Annotated in this window: 17 protein-coding genes; 10 read left to right on the top strand and 7 right to left on the bottom strand. The window is 68.5% G+C overall.

The genetic code is table 11. The features are described 5' to 3' along the window. The first annotated feature begins 2 nt into the window (after positions 1–2). From IG65_RS0115620 to IG65_RS0115590, 7 genes are read left to right on the top strand one after another with little or no spacing between them, the layout of a single operon-like run. Entirely contained in the window at positions 3–908 is a 906-nt protein-coding gene (locus tag IG65_RS0115620; protein WP_030515644.1) for a hypothetical protein, read from the top strand. Beyond that, complete coding sequence (locus IG65_RS0115615; RefSeq protein ID WP_036524582.1) at positions 905–2,575, top strand: fatty acid CoA ligase family protein; 1,671 nt, start codon at positions 905–907, stop codon at positions 2,573–2,575. The genes IG65_RS0115620 and IG65_RS0115615 overlap by 4 nt, the downstream gene beginning before the upstream one ends. Then, positions 2,572–2,865, top strand: a complete 294-nt coding sequence (locus IG65_RS38510; RefSeq protein ID WP_051756103.1) for a hypothetical protein — start codon at positions 2,572–2,574, stop codon at positions 2,863–2,865. The genes IG65_RS0115615 and IG65_RS38510 overlap by 4 nt, the downstream gene beginning before the upstream one ends. After that, entirely contained in the window at positions 2,862–3,902 is a 1,041-nt protein-coding gene (locus IG65_RS0115605; protein ID WP_030515641.1) for an NAD(P)-dependent oxidoreductase, read from the top strand. The genes IG65_RS38510 and IG65_RS0115605 overlap by 4 nt, the downstream gene beginning before the upstream one ends. 20 nt (positions 3,903–3,922) lie before the next feature. Next, positions 3,923–5,116: a hypothetical protein gene (locus IG65_RS0115600; RefSeq protein WP_030515640.1), complete on the top strand. Its 1,194-nt coding sequence runs from the start codon at positions 3,923–3,925 to the stop codon at positions 5,114–5,116. Further along, complete coding sequence (locus tag IG65_RS0115595) at positions 5,113–7,257, top strand: MMPL family transporter (RefSeq protein WP_051756102.1); 2,145 nt, start codon at positions 5,113–5,115, stop codon at positions 7,255–7,257. The genes IG65_RS0115600 and IG65_RS0115595 overlap by 4 nt, the downstream gene beginning before the upstream one ends. Continuing rightward, a complete protein-coding gene (locus IG65_RS0115590; RefSeq protein WP_030515638.1) occupies positions 7,254–7,655 on the top strand; it encodes a PaaI family thioesterase in 402 nt (133 codons plus the stop codon). The genes IG65_RS0115595 and IG65_RS0115590 overlap by 4 nt, the downstream gene beginning before the upstream one ends. Positions 7,656–7,667: 12 nt before the next feature. Here IG65_RS0115590 and IG65_RS0115585 read toward each other — a convergent pair whose 3' ends face one another. Further along, on the bottom strand, positions 7,668–8,600 hold the full coding sequence (locus IG65_RS0115585; protein ID WP_156055639.1) for a zinc-binding dehydrogenase: 933 nt from the start codon (positions 8,598–8,600) through the stop codon (positions 7,668–7,670). 176 nt (positions 8,601–8,776) lie between these two features. Between IG65_RS0115585 and IG65_RS0115580 the strand changes: the two genes are divergently transcribed. Next, a complete protein-coding gene (locus IG65_RS0115580) occupies positions 8,777–9,412 on the top strand; it encodes a TetR/AcrR family transcriptional regulator (RefSeq protein WP_030515636.1) in 636 nt (211 codons plus the stop codon). Positions 9,413–9,417: 5 nt separating this feature from the next. Here the strand turns inward: IG65_RS0115580 and IG65_RS0115575 are convergent, their stop codons facing one another. Beyond that, positions 9,418–10,281, bottom strand: a complete 864-nt coding sequence (locus IG65_RS0115575; RefSeq protein ID WP_030515635.1) for an LLM class F420-dependent oxidoreductase — start codon at positions 10,279–10,281, stop codon at positions 9,418–9,420. 208 nt (positions 10,282–10,489) lie between these two features. On the opposite strand from IG65_RS0115575, the gene IG65_RS0115570 reads away from it, so the two are divergent. Beyond that, the gene (locus IG65_RS0115570) at positions 10,490–11,080 is read left to right on the top strand and encodes an HdeD family acid-resistance protein (RefSeq protein ID WP_030515634.1); all 591 of its coding nucleotides are present in this window, start codon (positions 10,490–10,492) and stop codon (positions 11,078–11,080) included. A gap of 208 nt (positions 11,081–11,288) precedes the next feature. Next, positions 11,289–11,552: a GlsB/YeaQ/YmgE family stress response membrane protein gene (locus IG65_RS0115565; protein ID WP_030515633.1), complete on the top strand. Its 264-nt coding sequence runs from the start codon at positions 11,289–11,291 to the stop codon at positions 11,550–11,552. Between the two features lie 56 nt (positions 11,553–11,608). Here the strand turns inward: IG65_RS0115565 and IG65_RS0115560 are convergent, their stop codons facing one another. The 5 genes from IG65_RS0115560 to IG65_RS0115540 form a co-directional block, all read right to left on the bottom strand. Beyond that, positions 11,609–12,652, bottom strand: a complete 1,044-nt coding sequence (locus tag IG65_RS0115560; protein WP_030515632.1) for an MCE family protein — start codon at positions 12,650–12,652, stop codon at positions 11,609–11,611. Between the two features lie 212 nt (positions 12,653–12,864). Continuing rightward, positions 12,865–14,061: a hypothetical protein gene (locus IG65_RS0115555; RefSeq protein WP_030515631.1), complete on the bottom strand. Its 1,197-nt coding sequence runs from the start codon at positions 14,059–14,061 to the stop codon at positions 12,865–12,867. 778 nt (positions 14,062–14,839) lie between these two features. After that, positions 14,840–15,190 carry a hypothetical protein gene (locus IG65_RS0115550; RefSeq protein ID WP_030515630.1) on the bottom strand — a complete coding sequence of 117 codons (351 nt, stop codon included), beginning with the start codon at positions 15,188–15,190 and terminating at the stop codon, positions 14,840–14,842. Between the two features lie 104 nt (positions 15,191–15,294). Then, positions 15,295–16,206 (bottom strand): short-chain dehydrogenase/reductase, encoded by a 912-nt coding sequence (locus IG65_RS0115545; RefSeq protein ID WP_036524578.1) that lies wholly within the window; start codon positions 16,204–16,206, stop codon positions 15,295–15,297. After that, the gene (locus tag IG65_RS0115540; protein WP_036524575.1) at positions 16,203–17,720 is read right to left on the bottom strand and encodes an NAD(P)/FAD-dependent oxidoreductase; all 1,518 of its coding nucleotides are present in this window, start codon (positions 17,718–17,720) and stop codon (positions 16,203–16,205) included. Before IG65_RS0115540 ends, IG65_RS0115545 begins: the two co-directional genes overlap by 4 nt. Positions 17,721–17,740: the final 20 nt, after the last annotated feature.

The following is a 17,740-nucleotide window of genomic DNA, read 5'->3' as shown; positions in this document are numbered from 1 at the left end:
TCATGGGCGTTGCCATCACATCCACCGGAATCAGTCGCGAGGGCGACACGTTCAGCATCGTCGAGCACAGTGGCCGCGCCGCGCGCCGCAGCCTCGAACGCGCCGGGGTGGCGCCGGAGCAGGTCGGGGTGCTGATCAACGCGGGAATCTTCCGCGACTCCAACACCGTGGAACCGGCGGTGTCGGCGCTGATCCAGAAGGAGGCGGGGATCGGACTGGACTACCGGTTCGGCGACCCGCGCTCGTTCTCCTTCGACCTGATGAACGGCGCCACCGGTGTGCTCAACGCGGTTCAGGTCGCGCAGTCGATTCTCGAGACCGCCGGATCGGGCCACGTCCTGATCGTCTCCGGGGACACCCATCCGTCGCTGGCCCGGTCGGCGGCCGACGACGAGTTCCCCTACGCCACCGCGGGTGCCGCGCTGCTGCTCGAGCACACCGACGAGCCGGTCGGCTTCGGCCGCGTGCACACCGTCGCGGGTTCGGGTTCTCCCGTGGTGCAGTCGTATGTCGACGTCACCACGATGGGCACGGCCGGACGCGGACTGATGACGGTGGAACGCGAACCCGGATTCGAGGATCGACTGCTGGAGATCGCCGCCGACGCCGGCCGCCGCGCCCTCGACGCCGACGGAATCGATCCCGCCGCAACCGTTCTCATCGCCTCCACGCCGAAGCCGAAGTTCCCGCGGCTGCTCGCGGACACCCTCGGTATCGGCGAGGTCCGCACCCCGGACCTGTCCGCCGGCGATCCACACACCGCGGCGTTGCCGCTGGCCTATCACCATGCGGTGGAGGAGGATTCGCTCGCCGGCTTCGACACCGTGCTGTTCGTCGCGGCGGGCGCGGGACCGTCCGCGGCGGCCGCGGTGTATCGCCTGCCGGTCGCCGCCGGTGCGGCGGCGTGAGCGGTACCTATTGGCGCGCGGTCGACCGGTTCCGCGTGGTCGCCGCCGCCGCACCCGACCGCACCGCGGTCTATTTCGCCGATGCCGACCATGCGGGCACCCCGCACTATCGGCGGCTGAGCTACGCCGATCTGGATCGCTGGTCCGACACTGTCGGTGAGCGGCTCACCGCCGCGGGCGTCGGCAGCGGAACCCGCACCATCGTGCTGGTGCTGCCGGGGCCGGAGCTCTACGCGATCATGCTGGGACTGTTGAAGATCGGCGCGGTGCCGGTGGTCATCGATCCGGGTATGGGGCTGCGCCGGATGCTGCGCTGCCTGCAGGCGGCCGACGCCGAGGCGTTCATCGGCATTCCGCAGGCGCATGCGGCGCGGGTGCTGTTCCGCCGCTACTTCCGCGGGGTGCGGGTCGCGGTCACGGTCGGACGGCGGTGGTTCTGGGGCGGAGCGACATTCGACAGCTGGGGTCGCCGCCCGTCCGGCACCGCGCCGGACCGCGCTCCGGCACCCGAGGGCGACCTGCTGATGATCGCGTTCACCACCGGGAGCACCGGACCGGCCAAGGCCGTGGAGATGACCCACGGCAATCTGTCGGCCATGGTCGAGCAGGTCCACGCCGCGCGCGGGCATGTGCCGCCGCAGACCTCGCTGATCACGTTGCCGCTGGTCGGCATTCTGGATCTGCTGCTCGGTTCGCAGTGCGTGCTGCCGCCGCTGATTCCCAGCCGGGTGGGTGCGACCGATCCGGCGCACGTGGCCGACGCGATCGGCCGGTTCGGCGTCCGCACCATGTTCGCCTCCCCCGCCGTGCTGATCCCGCTGCTGCGCCACCTCGAACAGACCGGCACCCGGCTGCCGACACTGCGCAGCATCTATTCCGGTGGCGCGCCGGTCCCGGACTGGTGTATCGCCGGCCTGCGCGCGGTGCTCGAGGAGGATGTGCTGGTCTACGCCGGATACGGGTCCACCGAGGCACTGCCGATGTCGACGATCGAATCGCGCGAGCTGCTGGACGGCCCGTCCGAACGCGCCCGCGCCGGTGCGGGCACCTGCATCGGCCGTCCGGCCGACCGGGTGCGGGCGCGAATCGTGGCGATCACCGACGACCCGGTGCCCACGTGGGCGGACGCCCGCGCCCGGGAGGATGAATTGGCGGCCACCCGCGGCATCGGCGAACTGGTGGTGGCGGGGCCGAATGTGAGCACTCGCTACTACTGGCCCGCCGCGGCCAACGCGACGGGCAAGATCGTCGACGGCGAGACCGTCTGGCATCGCACCGGTGACCTGGCGTGGATCGATGACCAGGAGCGAATCTGGTTCTGCGGGCGCAAATCCCAGCGGGTCCGCACCGCCGACGGTCCGATGTTCACGGTGCAGGTCGAGCAGATCTTCAACGCCGTCGCGGGTGTGGCGCGCACGGCACTGGTCGGGGTGGGGCCGGCGGAAGCACAGCGCCCCATGCTGTGCGTGGAACTGCGCCCGGACGCCGATCGCGACGACGTGGCCGCCGCGCTACGGGCGCGTGGCGCGGAATTCGAGCTGACCACCAGGATCTCGGAGTTCCTGTTTCATCCGGGATTTCCGGTCGATATCCGGCACAACGCCAAGATCGGGCGCGAACAGCTCGCGGTGTGGGCGGCTCGGCAGACCGCGAAGGCGTTGCGATGAAGGTGAAAGTTGTTGCGCTGCGCGCTGTTCCGATCGCGGGATGGTTGTTCCTGCTGGCCGGTCCGGCGGTCCGGAGCTCCGGCCGCCGCTGGCTGCGCGCGCTGTGGTGGATCGACGCGGTGCTCAGCATCGGCGTGCACGCCGCCCAGATTCCGGTCGCCGTGCGCGCCGCGCGGGGCAGCGGCCGGTCGCGCCTGTACACCGCCGTCATGACCCAGCTGTTCGGGCTCACCTGGTGGCGCACCGAAATTGTCCGCAGCACAGCATCTTTCGAGGAGAACGAACGGTGAAGGCACTCGTCACGGGCGCATCCGGATTTCTCGGCGGCGCGCTGGTCCGCCGCCTGGTCCGCGAGGGCGGCCACGAGGTGACCGTCCTCGCGCGGCGGACCAGCAACCTCGGCGATCTGCCCGAACTCGACGGTGTGCGGATCGCCTACGGCGACCTCACCGACGACGAATCCCTCGAACGTGCGTGCGCCGGAGTCGATGTGGTGTTCCACAGTGCCGCCCGCGTCGACGAACGCGGCACTCGCGCCCAGTTCCACACCGAGAACGTCCGCGCCACCGGAGTTCTGCTGCGCGCCGCCCGCGCCGCCGGAGCCACGCGTTTCGTATTCATCTCGAGCCCCAGCGCTCTGATGGATCGCGACGGGGGCGATCAGATCGACATCGACGAATCGGTGCCGTATCCGCGCCACTACCTGAACCTGTATTCCGAGACCAAGGCCGCCGCCGAGCGCACCGTCCTGACCGCCGACACCCCGGGTTTCACCACCTGCGCGCTACGGCCGCGCGCGATCTGGGGGGCCGGCGACCGCTCCGGCCCGATCGTGCGCCTGCTCGGCCGGACCGCACAGGGGCGCCTGCCCGATCTGTCGTCCGGCCGCTCGGTCCATGCCTCGCTGTGCCATGTGGACAACATCGTGCACGCCTGTCTGGGCGCCGCCGGCTCCGACCGGGTCGGCGGCAAGGCCTATTTCGTCGCCGATGCGGAGCGGACCGACGTCTGGGCCTTCCTGGCCGAGGTGGCGGGCGGCCTCGGCTACCCGGCTCCCAGCCGCCGGCCGGATCCGCGTGTGCTGGCGGCCGCCGTGTCGGTGATCGAAACGGTCTGGCGCATACCGGCGATCGCGCGGCGCTGGTCGCCACCGCTGTCGCGCTACGTGGTGGCGTTGCTGACCCGCACCGCCACCTACGACACCGGCGCGGCGGCACGAGATTTCGGTTACGCGCCGATCATCGACCGCGAACAGGGCCTGGCCCGGTTCCTGTCCTGGCTCGAATCCGAGGGCGGCATCGAGCAACTCACCCGCGAGCTGCGGTAACGCAGAGTCAGGAGCCGATCATGAGTACCGTCTTCCGGCGGCGGATCTCCCCGACCGAGCGCATGTACTTCCCGATGCGCGATATGGCCCCGCCGTTTCTGATGCAACTGGCGATCCCGGGAACCGGGACCCTGGACGCGGAGGCGCTGCGCCGGGCGGTCGCGGTCGCGGCCGCCGCCTGTCCGGGCGCCCGGCTGCGACGCGAGGGCAAGTACTGGGTGGACACCGGCGTGCCCCCGGCCGTGCGCGAGATTCCCGGACACGTCGTGAACTACGACCGGCTCGAGGCCGACCCGGTCCTCGCGTCGGCGATCGGCCCCACCCCGGAAACCACCTGTGAGGTGCTGCTGCTGAGCGGCGACCCGGTCACCGTGATCTTCCGGGTGTTCCACGGCGTCATGGACGGGATGGGCATGGTGCTGTGGACTCGCAACGTCCTCGCCGCGCTGCGCGGTGAACAGCCGGAAGAACTTCGCGACCCGGTCGCCGACCGGGAACTGGTGCGGCGGCTCGGCGCGCCGGGACGTCCCACCGCCATGATTCCCCGATTCCGCTCGGCGGTCGGCCACGGCCGTCAGGAGGTGGGCAGCCCCCGGCATCTGCTGCGGCACCGCAGTATCGGGGCCACCGGTCCCGGTGCGGTGGCGCGAGTGTCGGCGCTGCTGGCCGACGCCGCGGGCAGCACGCAGCGGATCATGGTGCCGGTCGATCTGCGCCGCCACGACGCGCAGCTGCGGTCGACGGCGAATCTGGCGTTGCCGCTGTTCCTCGACATCCGGCCCGGCCAGGATTGGCGACAGGTGCGCGAACACATGCGTGCGGGTCTGCGGGACCGCACCGAACTCAATCAGTTTGCCGCCGGCGCGATCGCCAACGCACCGCACGCCGTCGGCCGCACCATTCTGCGTACGACCAACGCGCTCGGCGCCCGCTTCGGGCGCAACCTCGCCTCGGCGACGGTCTCGCACATGGGCCGCTTCGATCTCGGCGAACTGGCGGTGACCGGCTGGTCGCCCACGTCGGTGCGGGTGCTGCCCCAGCACAGCGTCGCGATGCCGCTGCTGTTCGCGATGGTGGAGGCGGGCGGCCGTACCGAGCTGACGGTCTCCGCGCGCAACGGCCGCGACATCGAGGATCGGCTCGAAGCGCTGCTGGACCGCATCGCCTCCACACTGGAAAGCAAACTGCCGCAATCGGATTCGGTCCCCGCATGACGCGCTGGGCGCGGCTGGTCGGCACCCGCCCGAAACTGGTGCTGCTCGCGGCGATCGGTTTCGCGATCGTGTGCGGACTGTTCGGCGCCGACGTCCAGCAGCGGGTGAGCGCGGCCGGATTCGCCGATCCCGGAAGCGAATCCGCGCTCGTCGACCGGGTGGTCACGGCACATCTGGGCCGGCAGAACCCCGATGTGATCGCGATCTTCACCGCGCCCGACGGACAGGACCTCGCCGCACTGGGCCCGCGCGTCCAGCAGGCGGTCGACCACATCGATCCGGCGCTGCTGGCGCAGCCGGTGCAGACCTATTGGAACAATGCCCCACCGCGCCAGAATTTCCTGCGGTCGGCGGACGGACGGCAGGGGCTGGCCGTGGTATTCGCCGCCGGCGACGACAATCAGCGCATCGCCGCCTACCACGACGTCGCCGCGGCGCTGACCGTTCCCGGCGTCTCGGTGCGATTCACCGGCTACAGCGCCCTGGCCGACGAGATCGACCGGCAGTCCCGCCACGATCTGGTGCTCGCCGAATCCGTCTCGCTGCCGGTCACAGCGGTGATTCTGGTGCTGGTGTTCGGCGGGGTGGTCGCCGCCGGCCTGCCACTGCTGGTGGGTGTGCTGGCCGTCGTGGGCTCACTGGGCGCGATCGCGGTGATCGCGCATGTCACCGAGGTGAGTGTCTTCGCCGTGAACGTCGCCTCGCTGCTGGGACTCGGCCTGGCCATCGACTACGGGCTGTTCGTAGTCACCCGATTCCGCGAGGAACTCGCCGCGGGTGCCGCGGTTTCCGAGGCGGTGACCCGCACCCTGACCACCGCCGGTCGGACCGTGGGATTCTCAGCACTGCTGCTGGCCTGCGCCTTCGCCGGAACCTTCGTTTTTCCGCAGGCGGTACTGCGATCGCTGGGTTTCGGGGCCATCGCGGCGGTACTGCTGGCCGCGGGATTGTCGCTGACCGTCCTGCCCGCCGCGCTCGCCCTGCTCGGTCACCGCGTCGGCGCCTGGAGCTGGCGCCGCGACGCCTTCGACCGCGGTCGGCGCCGCGCCGAGCGATGGTGGGGCCGGGTGGTGGACGCGGTGGTGCGCCGGCCCGGCGTCGTGGCCGTCACCGTCGGCGGACTGCTGCTCGTGCTCGCCACGCCGCTCCTGGGTGTGCGGCTGGGCGATGTCGACCACACGGCCCTCCCGGCGGGCAATGCCGTGCGCGCCGGTGTCGACGAACTCGCCACGCGCTTCCCGGAGGCCGGTAGCGGCGCGACCGTCCTGCTGCGCGGTGACGGCGCCCCACCCGACTCCCGCCCCACCGCCGCCGCGATCCGGGCGCTCGGCGCGGTCCCGGGTGTGCACGACGTGCAGCGACTCGCCACGGTGGACGACGCGGTGGTGCTGCACGCGGCCCTGAACGACCCGGACCGCTCCCCCGCCGCCATCGAAACCGTCACGCGCATACGGAATCTCGAGCCGCCGGACGGCGTCGAGATCCAGGTCGGCGGCGATACCGCGGCCACCGTGGACAGCGTCGCGGCCATCACCTCCCGGATGCCGCTGATGATCGCGGTGATGGTGCTCGCCACGCTGATCCTGCTCGGTGCGGCGTTCCGCTCGGCGGTGCTGCCGGTGAAGGCGGTACTGCTGGCCTTCCTCAGCCTGGCCGCCACCTTCGGCATCCTGACCTGGATCTTCTGCCGGGGCCATCTCGCCGATCTGCTGCACGTGAGCGTGGGACCGCTCTCGGCGGGGATGATGGTGCTGATCATCGCCGTCGTCTTCGGGCTCTCGACCGACTACGAGGTCTTCCTGCTCTCGCGCATGGTCGAGGCCCGTCACGACGGTTGCGACACCGTGACCGCGGTCCGCATCGGCACGGTCCGCACCGCCCGCGTGATCACCGCCGCCGCAACGCTTCTGGTGTTCATCACCGGCGCCTTCACGCTGTCCCCGCTGACGCCGATGCGATTCCTCGGCCTCGGCATGATCCTGGCGCTGGTCATCGACGCCACGCTGGTGCGGATGCTGCTGGTGCCGGCGCTGGTGCGATTGATGGGCCCGCTGAACTGGTGGCCGATGCGGGCCGTCCGGGACCGTTACCCCGAAGGTAATGGACCTCGCGCGCGCGTCCGGGCAAGCTCGACATCATGATCGATACCGAAGGAACCCGGCTGTTCCACAGCACCATGCCGTTCACCGAGAAGCTCGGCGTCGAGGTGCTCGAGCACGGGCCGAAGCTGGTGCGCAGCCGGCTCGCCTGGGACGAGAGCCTGTGCACCCTCGGCGGCGTCCTGCACGGCGGAGTGCTGATGTCGCTGGCCGACGCCACCGGTGCGGTGTGCGCGTACCTGAATCTGCCGGAGGGCAAGCAGGGCACCACGACCGTGGAGTCGAAGACGAATTTCCTGCGGGCGATCCGGTCCGGCTACGCGGTGGCCTCGTCGACGCCGCTGCACGCGGGCCGCAGTTTCATCGTGGTGGAAACCGAAATCCACGACGACGCCGGCAAACTCGTCGGCAAGGTCACCCAGACCCAGGCGGTGTTGTGAGCGCGAGCGCGCTCATCCAGGGCCGGGTCCGGCGCTGATCGCCATCCGCCCCAGGTTGCGGCGGGTGGCGATCCGATCGACGACGGCATCCAGGTCGGTCCAGTCACGCACCTCCACGCGGGGACGTATCACCTTCTCGTCCAACAGCTTCCACAACCGCGCCCGATACTGCTCGATCAGTGCGGGTTCGGTTCGCGACAGCAGTCCCATCGAGAAGCCGGTGACCGTTTTGAGGTCACCCAGCAGCGTGGAGGTGTCGACCGCGCCACCACCGGCGCTGTAGGCGACCAGCGTGCCGTGCGGGCCCAGGCTGTCCACGCCGCGCTGCACCAGGTCACCGCCGACGCCGTCGAGCACGATGTCGACGGCACGGGGCCACGGATCGTCGTAGATCAGCACGTCATCGACGCCGCACTGCCGCACGAAATCGAATTTTCCGGTCGATCCGACGGCGGCGACCACCCGGGACGCTCCTGCGGCTCGTGCGAGCTGGAGCGCCAGATGTCCGGCTCCGGACGCGGCGGCGGTGATCAGAACCGAGGCGCCCGCAACGGTTTTCGCCGCGTGCACCACACCCATCGCGACCAGGCCGCCACGCACCACGGCCAGGGCGTCGGCCGCCGGCACATCGGCCGGTATCTCGGTCACCATCGCCGTTGCGGCACAGACGTATTCGGCGTACAACGAGGCGAACACCACCCCGCCCACCCGGGTTCCGATCCAGGATTCCGCGACGCCGGGGCCCACCGCGACCACCGTCCCGACCATCTCACCGCCCGGATTCGCCGCGGCATCGGCCCGCAGCATTCGCACCAGGCCGACACCTACACCGGTCAATTCGGTGCGAACCAGCACTTGTCCCGGTCCGGGCTCGGGACGTTCGACCTCGACGAGCCGGGAGCGGGCGAGGCGATCCGCCGCGGGAGAGAACTGAATTGCGCGCACCGACAGTGCCTTTCGTCCTGGAGCGGCAGATGGCCGCGGGCTGATGCTCGAAGTGACTCAACAGCTGTTACAGGGCAACATCCCTACCTCCTCGAATTCTTACTACCGACGTAAGATAGGCGACCGCGCCGCGGTAGGTCAAGGCGATTTTTATGTCGGTGGTAATATTTCCGGCCATGGCCAGTGCGACGCCCGGACTGCGGGAAACCAAGAAGCAGCAGACCCGCCAGGAGATTTCCGACACCGCGACCAGGCTGTTCATCGAGCGCGGATTCGAGGCGACCACCATCGCGGAGATCGCGGAGGCCGCGCGGGTGGCGAAGAAGACCGTCACCAACTACTTCCCGCGCAAGGAGGATCTGGCGCTGGACCATCACGAGCAGTTCGTCGGCGCCCTCGCCGCCGCGGTAACCGCCCGTGCCGCCGACGAATCGGCGCTCGACGCGCTACGCCGCCTGTTCCGTTGCGCGGCAGAAGATTACGCGGCCGACGTCGGATTCTCGGGACCGGAATTCAGCCGCATGCTCGCAGACAGCCCGACACTCACCGCGCGGGTGCGCGAACTGCACGAGTTGCGCGAACAGGCCCTGGCCGACGTGCTACCCGGAGACGACCTGCTGCGCCGGACGGCGGCCGCCCAATTGGCGGCGGCCTGCCGGCTGCTGTTCCAGCGCATTCAACAGCTGCAGCTGTCCGGCGCGCCGCGGCGCCGGATCGCGGACACCGTCACCGCCGAGGCCGAGCGCATCTTCGATCTGCTGGAACCGGCCTTCGGCGAGTACGGGCGTGCTCCGAGGGATGACTCCGAGTGAATGCCTCAGAGTGAGCGCAGGCGCGGCACCAGCTCCGCGGCGCGTTCGGCGTATTCGACCGGATTCCGGTCCGGCATGATGTCGAATTGCGTAATGCCCAGCGCCGCATAGCGTTCGGCGTCGGCGACGAAGGCGTCCGGATCGTCCACGACCGGGCCGATGTAGGTGGCGGTCTTGCGGATCGCGTCGTAATCGCGCCCCTCGGCCTTGCAGTGGACGCGCAGCACATCGAGTTTGCGCTTGGCGTCCTCGGGCGAGGAGGCGAACAGATTGCAGGCGTCGGCGTAGCGGGCGACCAGCAGCAGCGTCTTCTTCTCACCACCACCACCGATCAGGATCGGCGGCCGCGGACGGCTCAACGGCGCGGGTACGCACAGCGTTTCGTCGAGCTGATAATGCGCGCCCCGGTACGGGCCGTTGTCGTCGCTCCACATCTGCAGGCAGATCTGCAGCGTCTCCTCGAGCCGTTCGAAGCGCTCCCCCATCGGCACCAGCGGCACACCCAGCCCGCGCTGCTCCCGCTCGTACCAGGAGGCTCCGATGCCGAGCTGCGCCCGCCCGCCGGACAGCACATCGAGGGTGGTGACGATCTTGGCGAGCAGACCGGGATACCGGTACATCACACCGGTCACCAGCACGGCCAGGCGCATCCGCTCCGTCAGCGCGGCCACGTACCCCAGCGTCGTGTAGGCCTCGAGCATCGGCTCCTCGGCCACCCCGGTGTGTTCCATCTGGAAGTAGTGATCCATCACCGTGAATTCGGTGAAACCGGCCTCCTCGGCGATCCGCGCGGTCTCCGCGATGGCACCCGCGGTACGCGCCGGATCGGCGGGAGTCGAGAAGTTCCAGTAGTGCAGACTCAGTTCCATGACGCCTCGATTCTGCGCAGCGGTGGACAGGTGTCGATACCCGCACACAGCCTATCCATCACGCGGTCGCGACAATGCGGCCCAGCCGGGCGAGATCGGACCCGCACGACAGCGGAAACACCCGGATACGGCGCTCGCTCGCACACCGTAACTCGTTCGATACTGGTTAATTGCCCGCTATCGCATCCACTGGATTTATCCTGCCCACATGACAACCAGCAAAGAAGGAGTTTACGTGGGGCCATTGCACCAATTGGCCCGTGGCGCATGGCAATCATTGCTGGTCATCGGCCTGCTGTCGGTGATCGTCGGGATTATCGTGCTCGTCTGGCCCGGTCCGACGCTCGCCGTGGCCGGCATCCTGTTCGGCGTCTACCTGCTGATCTCGGGAATTCTGCAGTTGATCGCCGCCTTCGGCCCGCACGTCAGCACCGGCTACCGGGTGCTGACCCTCATCAGCGGCATCCTGTCGTTCATCCTCGCCTTCTTCGCCTTCCGCAGCATCGGCAACTCCCTGGTGTTGCTGGCTCTGTGGATCGGCATCAGCTGGCTGTTCCGCGGCATCGCCGCCATGGTCGCGGGAGCCGAAGCGCCGCAAGGGGTCCCGGGCCGCGGCTGGGCGATCTTCTTCGGCATTCTGCTGCTGATCGGCGGTATCGCACTGGTGGTCTGGCCCATCCACTCGATCACCGTGCTGGCACTGGTCGTCGGGTGGTGGCTGATCTTCATGGGCGTGATGGAGATGATCTACGCCATCGAGGTCCGCAGCGTGGCCAAGAAGACTCCCGCCGAGCTGTGATCGGCCGGCACGACCCCTTCGCCCCGGGCGCGAATCCGCCTGGGGCGATGTCGTGTCCGGGGCCGTGGATTCGGACCGGAATACCCGCATAGCGGCCGGTCACACACTCTTGCGCCAGTCCGGTGACTATAGGCACATGCGCCTGCGGACAGGGCCTTTCCCCTGCTACGGTCGGGTCCCCTACAGGTTGCCCGCAAGGAGATTCACCATGGGTATCATCACGATGATCATCATCGGCCTCATCGCCGGTGCGATCGCTCGCCTCCTGGTTCCCGGTAAGGAGAACTTCGGCTGGATTCTGACCATCGTGCTAGGCATCGTCGGCGGTTACGTCGGCGGGACCCTGGGCAGTCTGGTCTTCGCCCCGCACAAGTTCAGCGTTCACCCGCCCGTCCAGCACAGTTTCCTCGGCGCGATCGTCGGTGCCGTGATCATTCTGGTCATCTACAAAGCGATTCGCAGTCGCGCCTGAGCGCACGCACAACGGGCCCGGCTTCCTCGCGGAGCCGGGCCCGTTGCCGTCGCGGGTCAGGGCCGGCAGACCGCCGACTGTGCATGACCGCCGATCTGCGAAAACAGTCCGCGCGGGAACAGGATTCCGTACAGCGAGACATCGAGGGAGCACAGATACGCGGTGGCGTAGGTGCCGTCGCCGGAGAACTTGCCGACGTCGGACAGGATTCCGGGCAGATCTATCGCGGCCTGATCCAATTTCGCGCCGTTGTTGATCAGCACCGTCAGCGCGTCGCGGGTCGAGTTCTGCGCGGGAACCAGTTTCGGCTGCACCTGCTGGACCATCGCCACCAAACTCTCACTGGCGGTGGCGATCTGAGTGGTCGAGGCCAGCAGCGACTGCCCCTGGTCGTAGAGTCCGCTGATCAGCGCCCGGGTCTGGGTGATCAGGGTTTCCAGTTCGTCGCTGCGCCGGGCCAGACCCGACATCACTCCGGACAGGTTGGTGATGATGTCTTTCAGGATGGCGTCGCGACGCTCGAAGTCCGAGGCCAGTGCGGCGGCCTGGGTGATGAAGGTGGACAGTGATACGCCGTCGCCCTGCAGCGCCTGGATCAACGTCGTCGACAGGTCGTTCACCTGTTCCGGAAGCAGATTCTCGAACAGCGGCTGAAAGCCGTTGAGGAGCGCCGAGATATCGAAGGACGGTTCGGTGCGTTCCAGTGGAATCCGGCCACCGGCCGCGAGCAGGCGCGAATCCGGTGCGGTACCGGGCGCCAGCGCAAGATACCGCTGGCCGATGAGGTTCTGATAGCGGACCAGCGCCTTGGTGTCGGTGTAGAGGTGCTGATCGCGCTGCACCTCGAAGGTCACCTTCGCCAGGTGCTTGTTGGTCTGAGGATTGACGTCGAAGCCGATCTCGGTGACCTTGCCGACCCGTACACCGGCGATGCGCACGTCGTCGTTGGGCCGCAATCCGAGCACATCGCTGAAGATCGCCGAATAACGGTCGGTCGGGCCGTTCACGGTGCGCGCCAGGGTATTCCAGATGACCACCGTGACCAGAATCGAGACGATGGCGAATGCGCCGAACCCGAGTGCCTGCTTGCGGATACTCATCGGCATCCGGAACCACGGACGAGCAAAACCACGCCTCCTCGAACTTCCACACGAAACCCGAAACGCCGGCAATGATTGCGCTGACCGCAGGCACTGTAGTCGGAGGCGCCCGGTTGTGACCTACGCCACGCCGCTCGGAGACGACAACAGCCCGGCGCTCAGCGCGCCGGGCTGTTGTGCGGACGGTACGAGGGGACGTACCGGAGTATGGATCAGTCCACGATCGAGCCGTTGGACGCGCGCTGCTTCGCGGCGCGGGCCGCCTTGCGCTCGGCACGAATCTGCTCGAGCTCCTGCTCGAGGCTGTCCGCGATGCGGAACTGGCCGGTGTCGTAGGCGCTCAGCGGATCCGAGTCGTCGTCGGATGCCTCGGATTTCGGCGGCTTGCTCGCCTTGCCGTCGGCGACCGAATCGGACGCATCGGTATCGGATCGGCGACTCGACTTCTTCGGGGTAAAGATATCCGGCTCGACGATCGGATCGACCGTCTCCACGGTGCGCGCGGATTCGGTGGCGGGCGCGTCGGGTTTGGTATCGCTGACGCCCGGCAGCGCGGCCATCGGAGCCGGTCGGGTGTCGGGCGCGGCTTGCCGGATGAAGCTGACGAAGGTCGGCATGCTGCGGCGGATCTGTTCGGCCGGGTCGGGCAGGTCGCGGATCTGATCGGTGGCCTGGGTGATCGCCTGGCCGTAACGCTGGCTCGCCGCGTCGTGCACCAGCAGCGCTACACCGATCATGACCGGCGCCACTGCGTGCACGCCGACGTTGTACCAGTCGCCGCTGCGCAGGTACGGATAGGTGTTGAGGCCGACGGTCAGTGCCAGCAGGGCCAGTTCGGCGAGCGCCACCTGGCGGCGGCTCTCCAGGATTCCCCATTCGGCGACCTTGTTGGTGCCGATCATGATGATGACCAGGCAGACGCTGATCATGCCCTCGAGCAGGTAGCTGAACCAGTACAGCGGGTCGCTCGGGCCACCGGGGGCGATGTTGTGCTGCACGTTGACCGCCGACCACAGCATGCCGGCGATGACCACGCCCGCGAGAGCGCGCATCGACCAGGCACGGTGCCGATACAACGACGCCACTTTCGCGTGCGGGCTCGATTCTCGTCTCTGCGCCGCAATTGCCTTGCGGGCCATCAACAGATCTCGCATATCGGCCTTTGCGATCGCTTCGGAGGTCTGCCTGGCGCGGTCGGACGTCGATGCCGCCGCCTGTACATTTTTCCAGCGCTGCTCGCGTTCCTGCTCGCGGATCTTCTCCGCGAGATCGCGTTCGGCCTGCAGCTCGTGTTCGGAGAGGGCCTCGGTCAGCGCTGGATCGAACTGGTACGCAAGCCGCCCGCGGGCCTTCTCGACCCGTCGCGCGAGCTGCCTGACCTCATCTTCTCCGGGGTGTTCGACGGTCAACTAGACCACCGCCCGGTGAGATACGGTGGCCGGCAAGTGTTCACGAAGTGGGAACGGCACATGCCATTCATAGTCGATGAACCGCCATCTGCGAAACTGCGGATTAGCCCCAATGCCAGACTTATTCGGCGTGTCGCGCGCGGCACGCCGGTTCGGCGTGTCGCAATGGGTCTGCGAGGCACGAAGTTTCGCCCGCTTCCGGCTGTTCAGACGGAGCGGTGGGCTCGCGGCAACAGCGTCGGACTCGGGCAGCAGTCGCAGCGGGAGACTCGGAGCGAAGACGCCGCGGGACACTCGGGCACAGACGCCGCAGGCAGACTCGAGCCACAAACGCCACGGCAGACTCGAGCCACACTCCCAGCAACAGACCCGAGCCACGGCCCCAGCAACAAACACAGGCCGCCCAGCGGCAGACTCAGCTCCAGTCGAGCGGCAGGATCGAGCCGTGACAGCGGCAGGCGCACGGCACACACAGCACCAAACTCACACCCTGCCCCAAACGGCAGGCTCAGGATCCAGCCGCAGCAGCAGGCTCAACGGCCCAACCGCAGCGGCAGGTTCGCCCCCAGCCGCAGGGGCAAGCTCACCCGCAGTCCGAGCGGCTAGCTCACGCAGCACCGCAGCACCAAGCTCACGCCCCAGCCGCAGCGACCGGCTCAGGCTCCAGCCAGGCGGCGGGCTCGAGCCGTAACAGCAGCGACAGGCTCACACCACAGCGTCAACGGCAGATTCAGGCACCAGCCGCACCAGCAGGCTCACGCCGCGGCAGGCGGCGGGCTCAGGCCGCGGCGGCGCGGGCGAGCATCCGGCGCACCTCGTCCGGATCCTCCACGTCGACGACGATCCGGCTGAATTCGGTGCCGGTCAGCTCGATGCGCACGCCACGCCCGTCGAAGCGGGTATCCCAGAACTCCTTGCGGCCTTTGCCGCGGAAGACACCGGCCGCGATCACGCCCGGGAAGAAGGTTCCCGGGGCGCGCATCCACGGCGGCCGCAGATCCACCTCGGCGGGCGCGACGGCGGCGATGTGGGACAGATCGAAGCGCACCTGTTCGCACAGCGAGAGCAGCCGGTGGGTGCCACGGACATGGACCGTGACCGTCGTACCCGTGATCTCGATATCGACCATCGCACACCTCATCTCGCCGAGTGGTCCTCGGGATCCATGGTGCCGAGCGGTCCTGATCGGAATCTGTGCCGATCCTTTGAAATCTCTCAGATTTGCGAGTCCGATTACCTGCCGCGATCTGCGAGGATGCGCTGTTCCAGCCGCTGTGTCAACGACCGCACCCGCTCGTCGGCGCTCAGCTTGTGGTCGAGGGCCACGTTCACCACGCCCCGCAGCAGGGCGTACGGCTCCCATCCCGCGGGCGCCACGGTGCGCGCGGACCGGCGTTCGATGGCACCGGCGATCACCTCGGCGGCCCGCCGGGCGGTGATGCGCTGATCCAGCGGCCAGGGCAGCAGCGCGCCGAATTCGGCGCCCAGTTCGTCCTCGTCCAGAGTGTCGTGGGTCATCGCCGTCTCCACCACACCGAAATAGGCGATCCCGGCCGAGGCGCCCGTTCCGCCGAGCTCCACCCGCAGCGCGCGGCCCAGCTGTTCCACCCCGGCCTTGCTCACCATGTACGGCGAACCGCCCATTCCGGGGGCGAACGCGGCGCACGAGGAGACCACGACGACGTGGCCGTGCGCCGCGATGACGTCGTCGAGCGCGGGCTGGATGGTGTTGAAGGCGCCGGTGAGGTTGATGGCCAGCACCCGGTCGAATTCCTCGGGATCGAGCAGCCGCACGGTGGCCGGGCGCGGGACCACGCCGGCGTTGGCCACCACCACATCGATGCGCCCGAAGTTCTCCCGCACCTGTCCGACGGCCAGCCGCACCCCCTCCCGGTCGGCCACGTCGACGGTGATCGCGACCGCGCGGATGCCCAGTGCGGCCGCGCTCGCGCGCACGGCTTCGGCGTCGATATCGAACAGCGCGACGTAGGCGCCGCGGTCGTAGAGCAGCCGGGCCAGCTCGTAGCCGATGCCGGCGGCGCCGCCGGTGATGATCACGACCTTGTCGCGCACGTCGAGTCGCTCACCCCCGCCGAGCACCGGGGCCAGCAGCGTGCGCACCATATCGAACGGTCCTGTGATCATCGGATACTGCTCATCTCTGCGGTGGTCGGATCCGGTACGTGGCGCGACAGCAGGTAGGAGTCCGCGTCGAAAGTCGCCACGCGACGGCGGTATTCGAAACTCCAGTTCGGATACAGCCCGGCGTTCTCGCCCTTGTCGGTGGTGTAGTAACTGTCGCAGCCGCCGCCCAGCCACACGGTATCGCGACTGCGCTGCCGCATCTCGTCGAGGAACCGGTCCTGCGCCGAGGCACGGACCTCGACACGATCGACAGCATTGTCGCGCAGCGTTTTCAGCGCGTCGACGATATAGGCGATCTGCGATTCGATCATGAAGATCGCGGACTGGTTCCCCGCGGCGCCGAACGGGCCGAGGGTCAGGAACATATTGGGGAAACCCGCGATCGCCGCGCCCAGATAACTGCTGGGCCGGCGGCGGTAGTGGTCGGCCACGGTCAGCCCGCCGACGCCCTCGATCCGCTCGTAGAGCTTCGGTATCGCACCGAACCCGGTGCCCCAGACGATGGTGTCGACCGGATACTCCGCACCGTCGGAGGTGACGATCGATCCGGGACGGATCTCGGCGATCGACTCGGTCACCACCTCCACATTGTCGCGGGTGAGGGCCGGATAGTACGCATCGGAGAAAATCGCGCGCTTGCAGCCGATCATGTAGTCGGGGGTCAGTTTCCGCCGCAGGGCAGGATCGTGGACCTGGCGGCGCAGCTGCATCCGCGAGAGCGCCTGGAACGGATGGCGGAAGCGGCGGTCGACGAATCCGACCAGGCCGAAACTCTCGATACCCGCGTAGTAGGCGCCCCGGAGCGCGGTGCCCAGCAGCGGTAACCGGCGCAGCAGTGCGCGCTCCACGCCGAGGGTGGACCGATCCAGGCGGGAGACGATCCACGGGGCCGAGCGCTGGAACACCGTGAGCCGCCGCACCTTCGGCACGATTTCCGGAATGAACTGCACCGCGGAGGCCCCCGTGCCGATCACGGCGACCCGCTCGCCGGTCAGGTCGTGCTCGTGGTCCCAGTGCAGCGAGTGGAACTGGGCGCCGCGGAAGCTCTCGCGCCCCGGCATATCCGGAATCTTCGCCTCGCTGAACGGGCCGACCGCCGAGATCAGCACATCGGCGCTGAGCACTCCCCGGGCGGTGCGCACGAGCCACCGCCGCCGCCCTTCGTCCCACTGCGCGCGCTCCACGTCGGTGCCGAAGCGCATATGCCGCACCACATCGTGGCGTTCGGCGACGTCGCGCAGATAGCCGAGGATCTCGGGCTGGCGTCCGTACGTGCGCGACCAGTCGGGATTCGGCGCGAAAGAATAGGAGTACAGATGCGATGGCACATCGCAGGCGCACCCGGGATAGGTGTTGGCCTGCCAGGTGCCGCCCAGATCGTCGGCGCGGTCGAGAATAAGGAAGTCTTCGAACCCGGCCGCGCGCAACGACACCGCGAGGCCGATTCCGGCGACTCCGGCGCCGATCACCGCGATCGGCGTGTGTTCGGCGGGGGCGCTCTCGGATACTGCCATCGTCGAATTCCTTTCGGTGC

Origin of the sequence: Nocardia sp. NRRL WC-3656, assembly GCF_000720265.1 — a bacterium.
In the GTDB taxonomy this organism is placed as follows: domain Bacteria; phylum Actinomycetota; class Actinomycetes; order Mycobacteriales; family Mycobacteriaceae; genus Nocardia; species Nocardia nova.
This window is presented reverse-complemented; position numbering and strand designations above follow the sequence as displayed.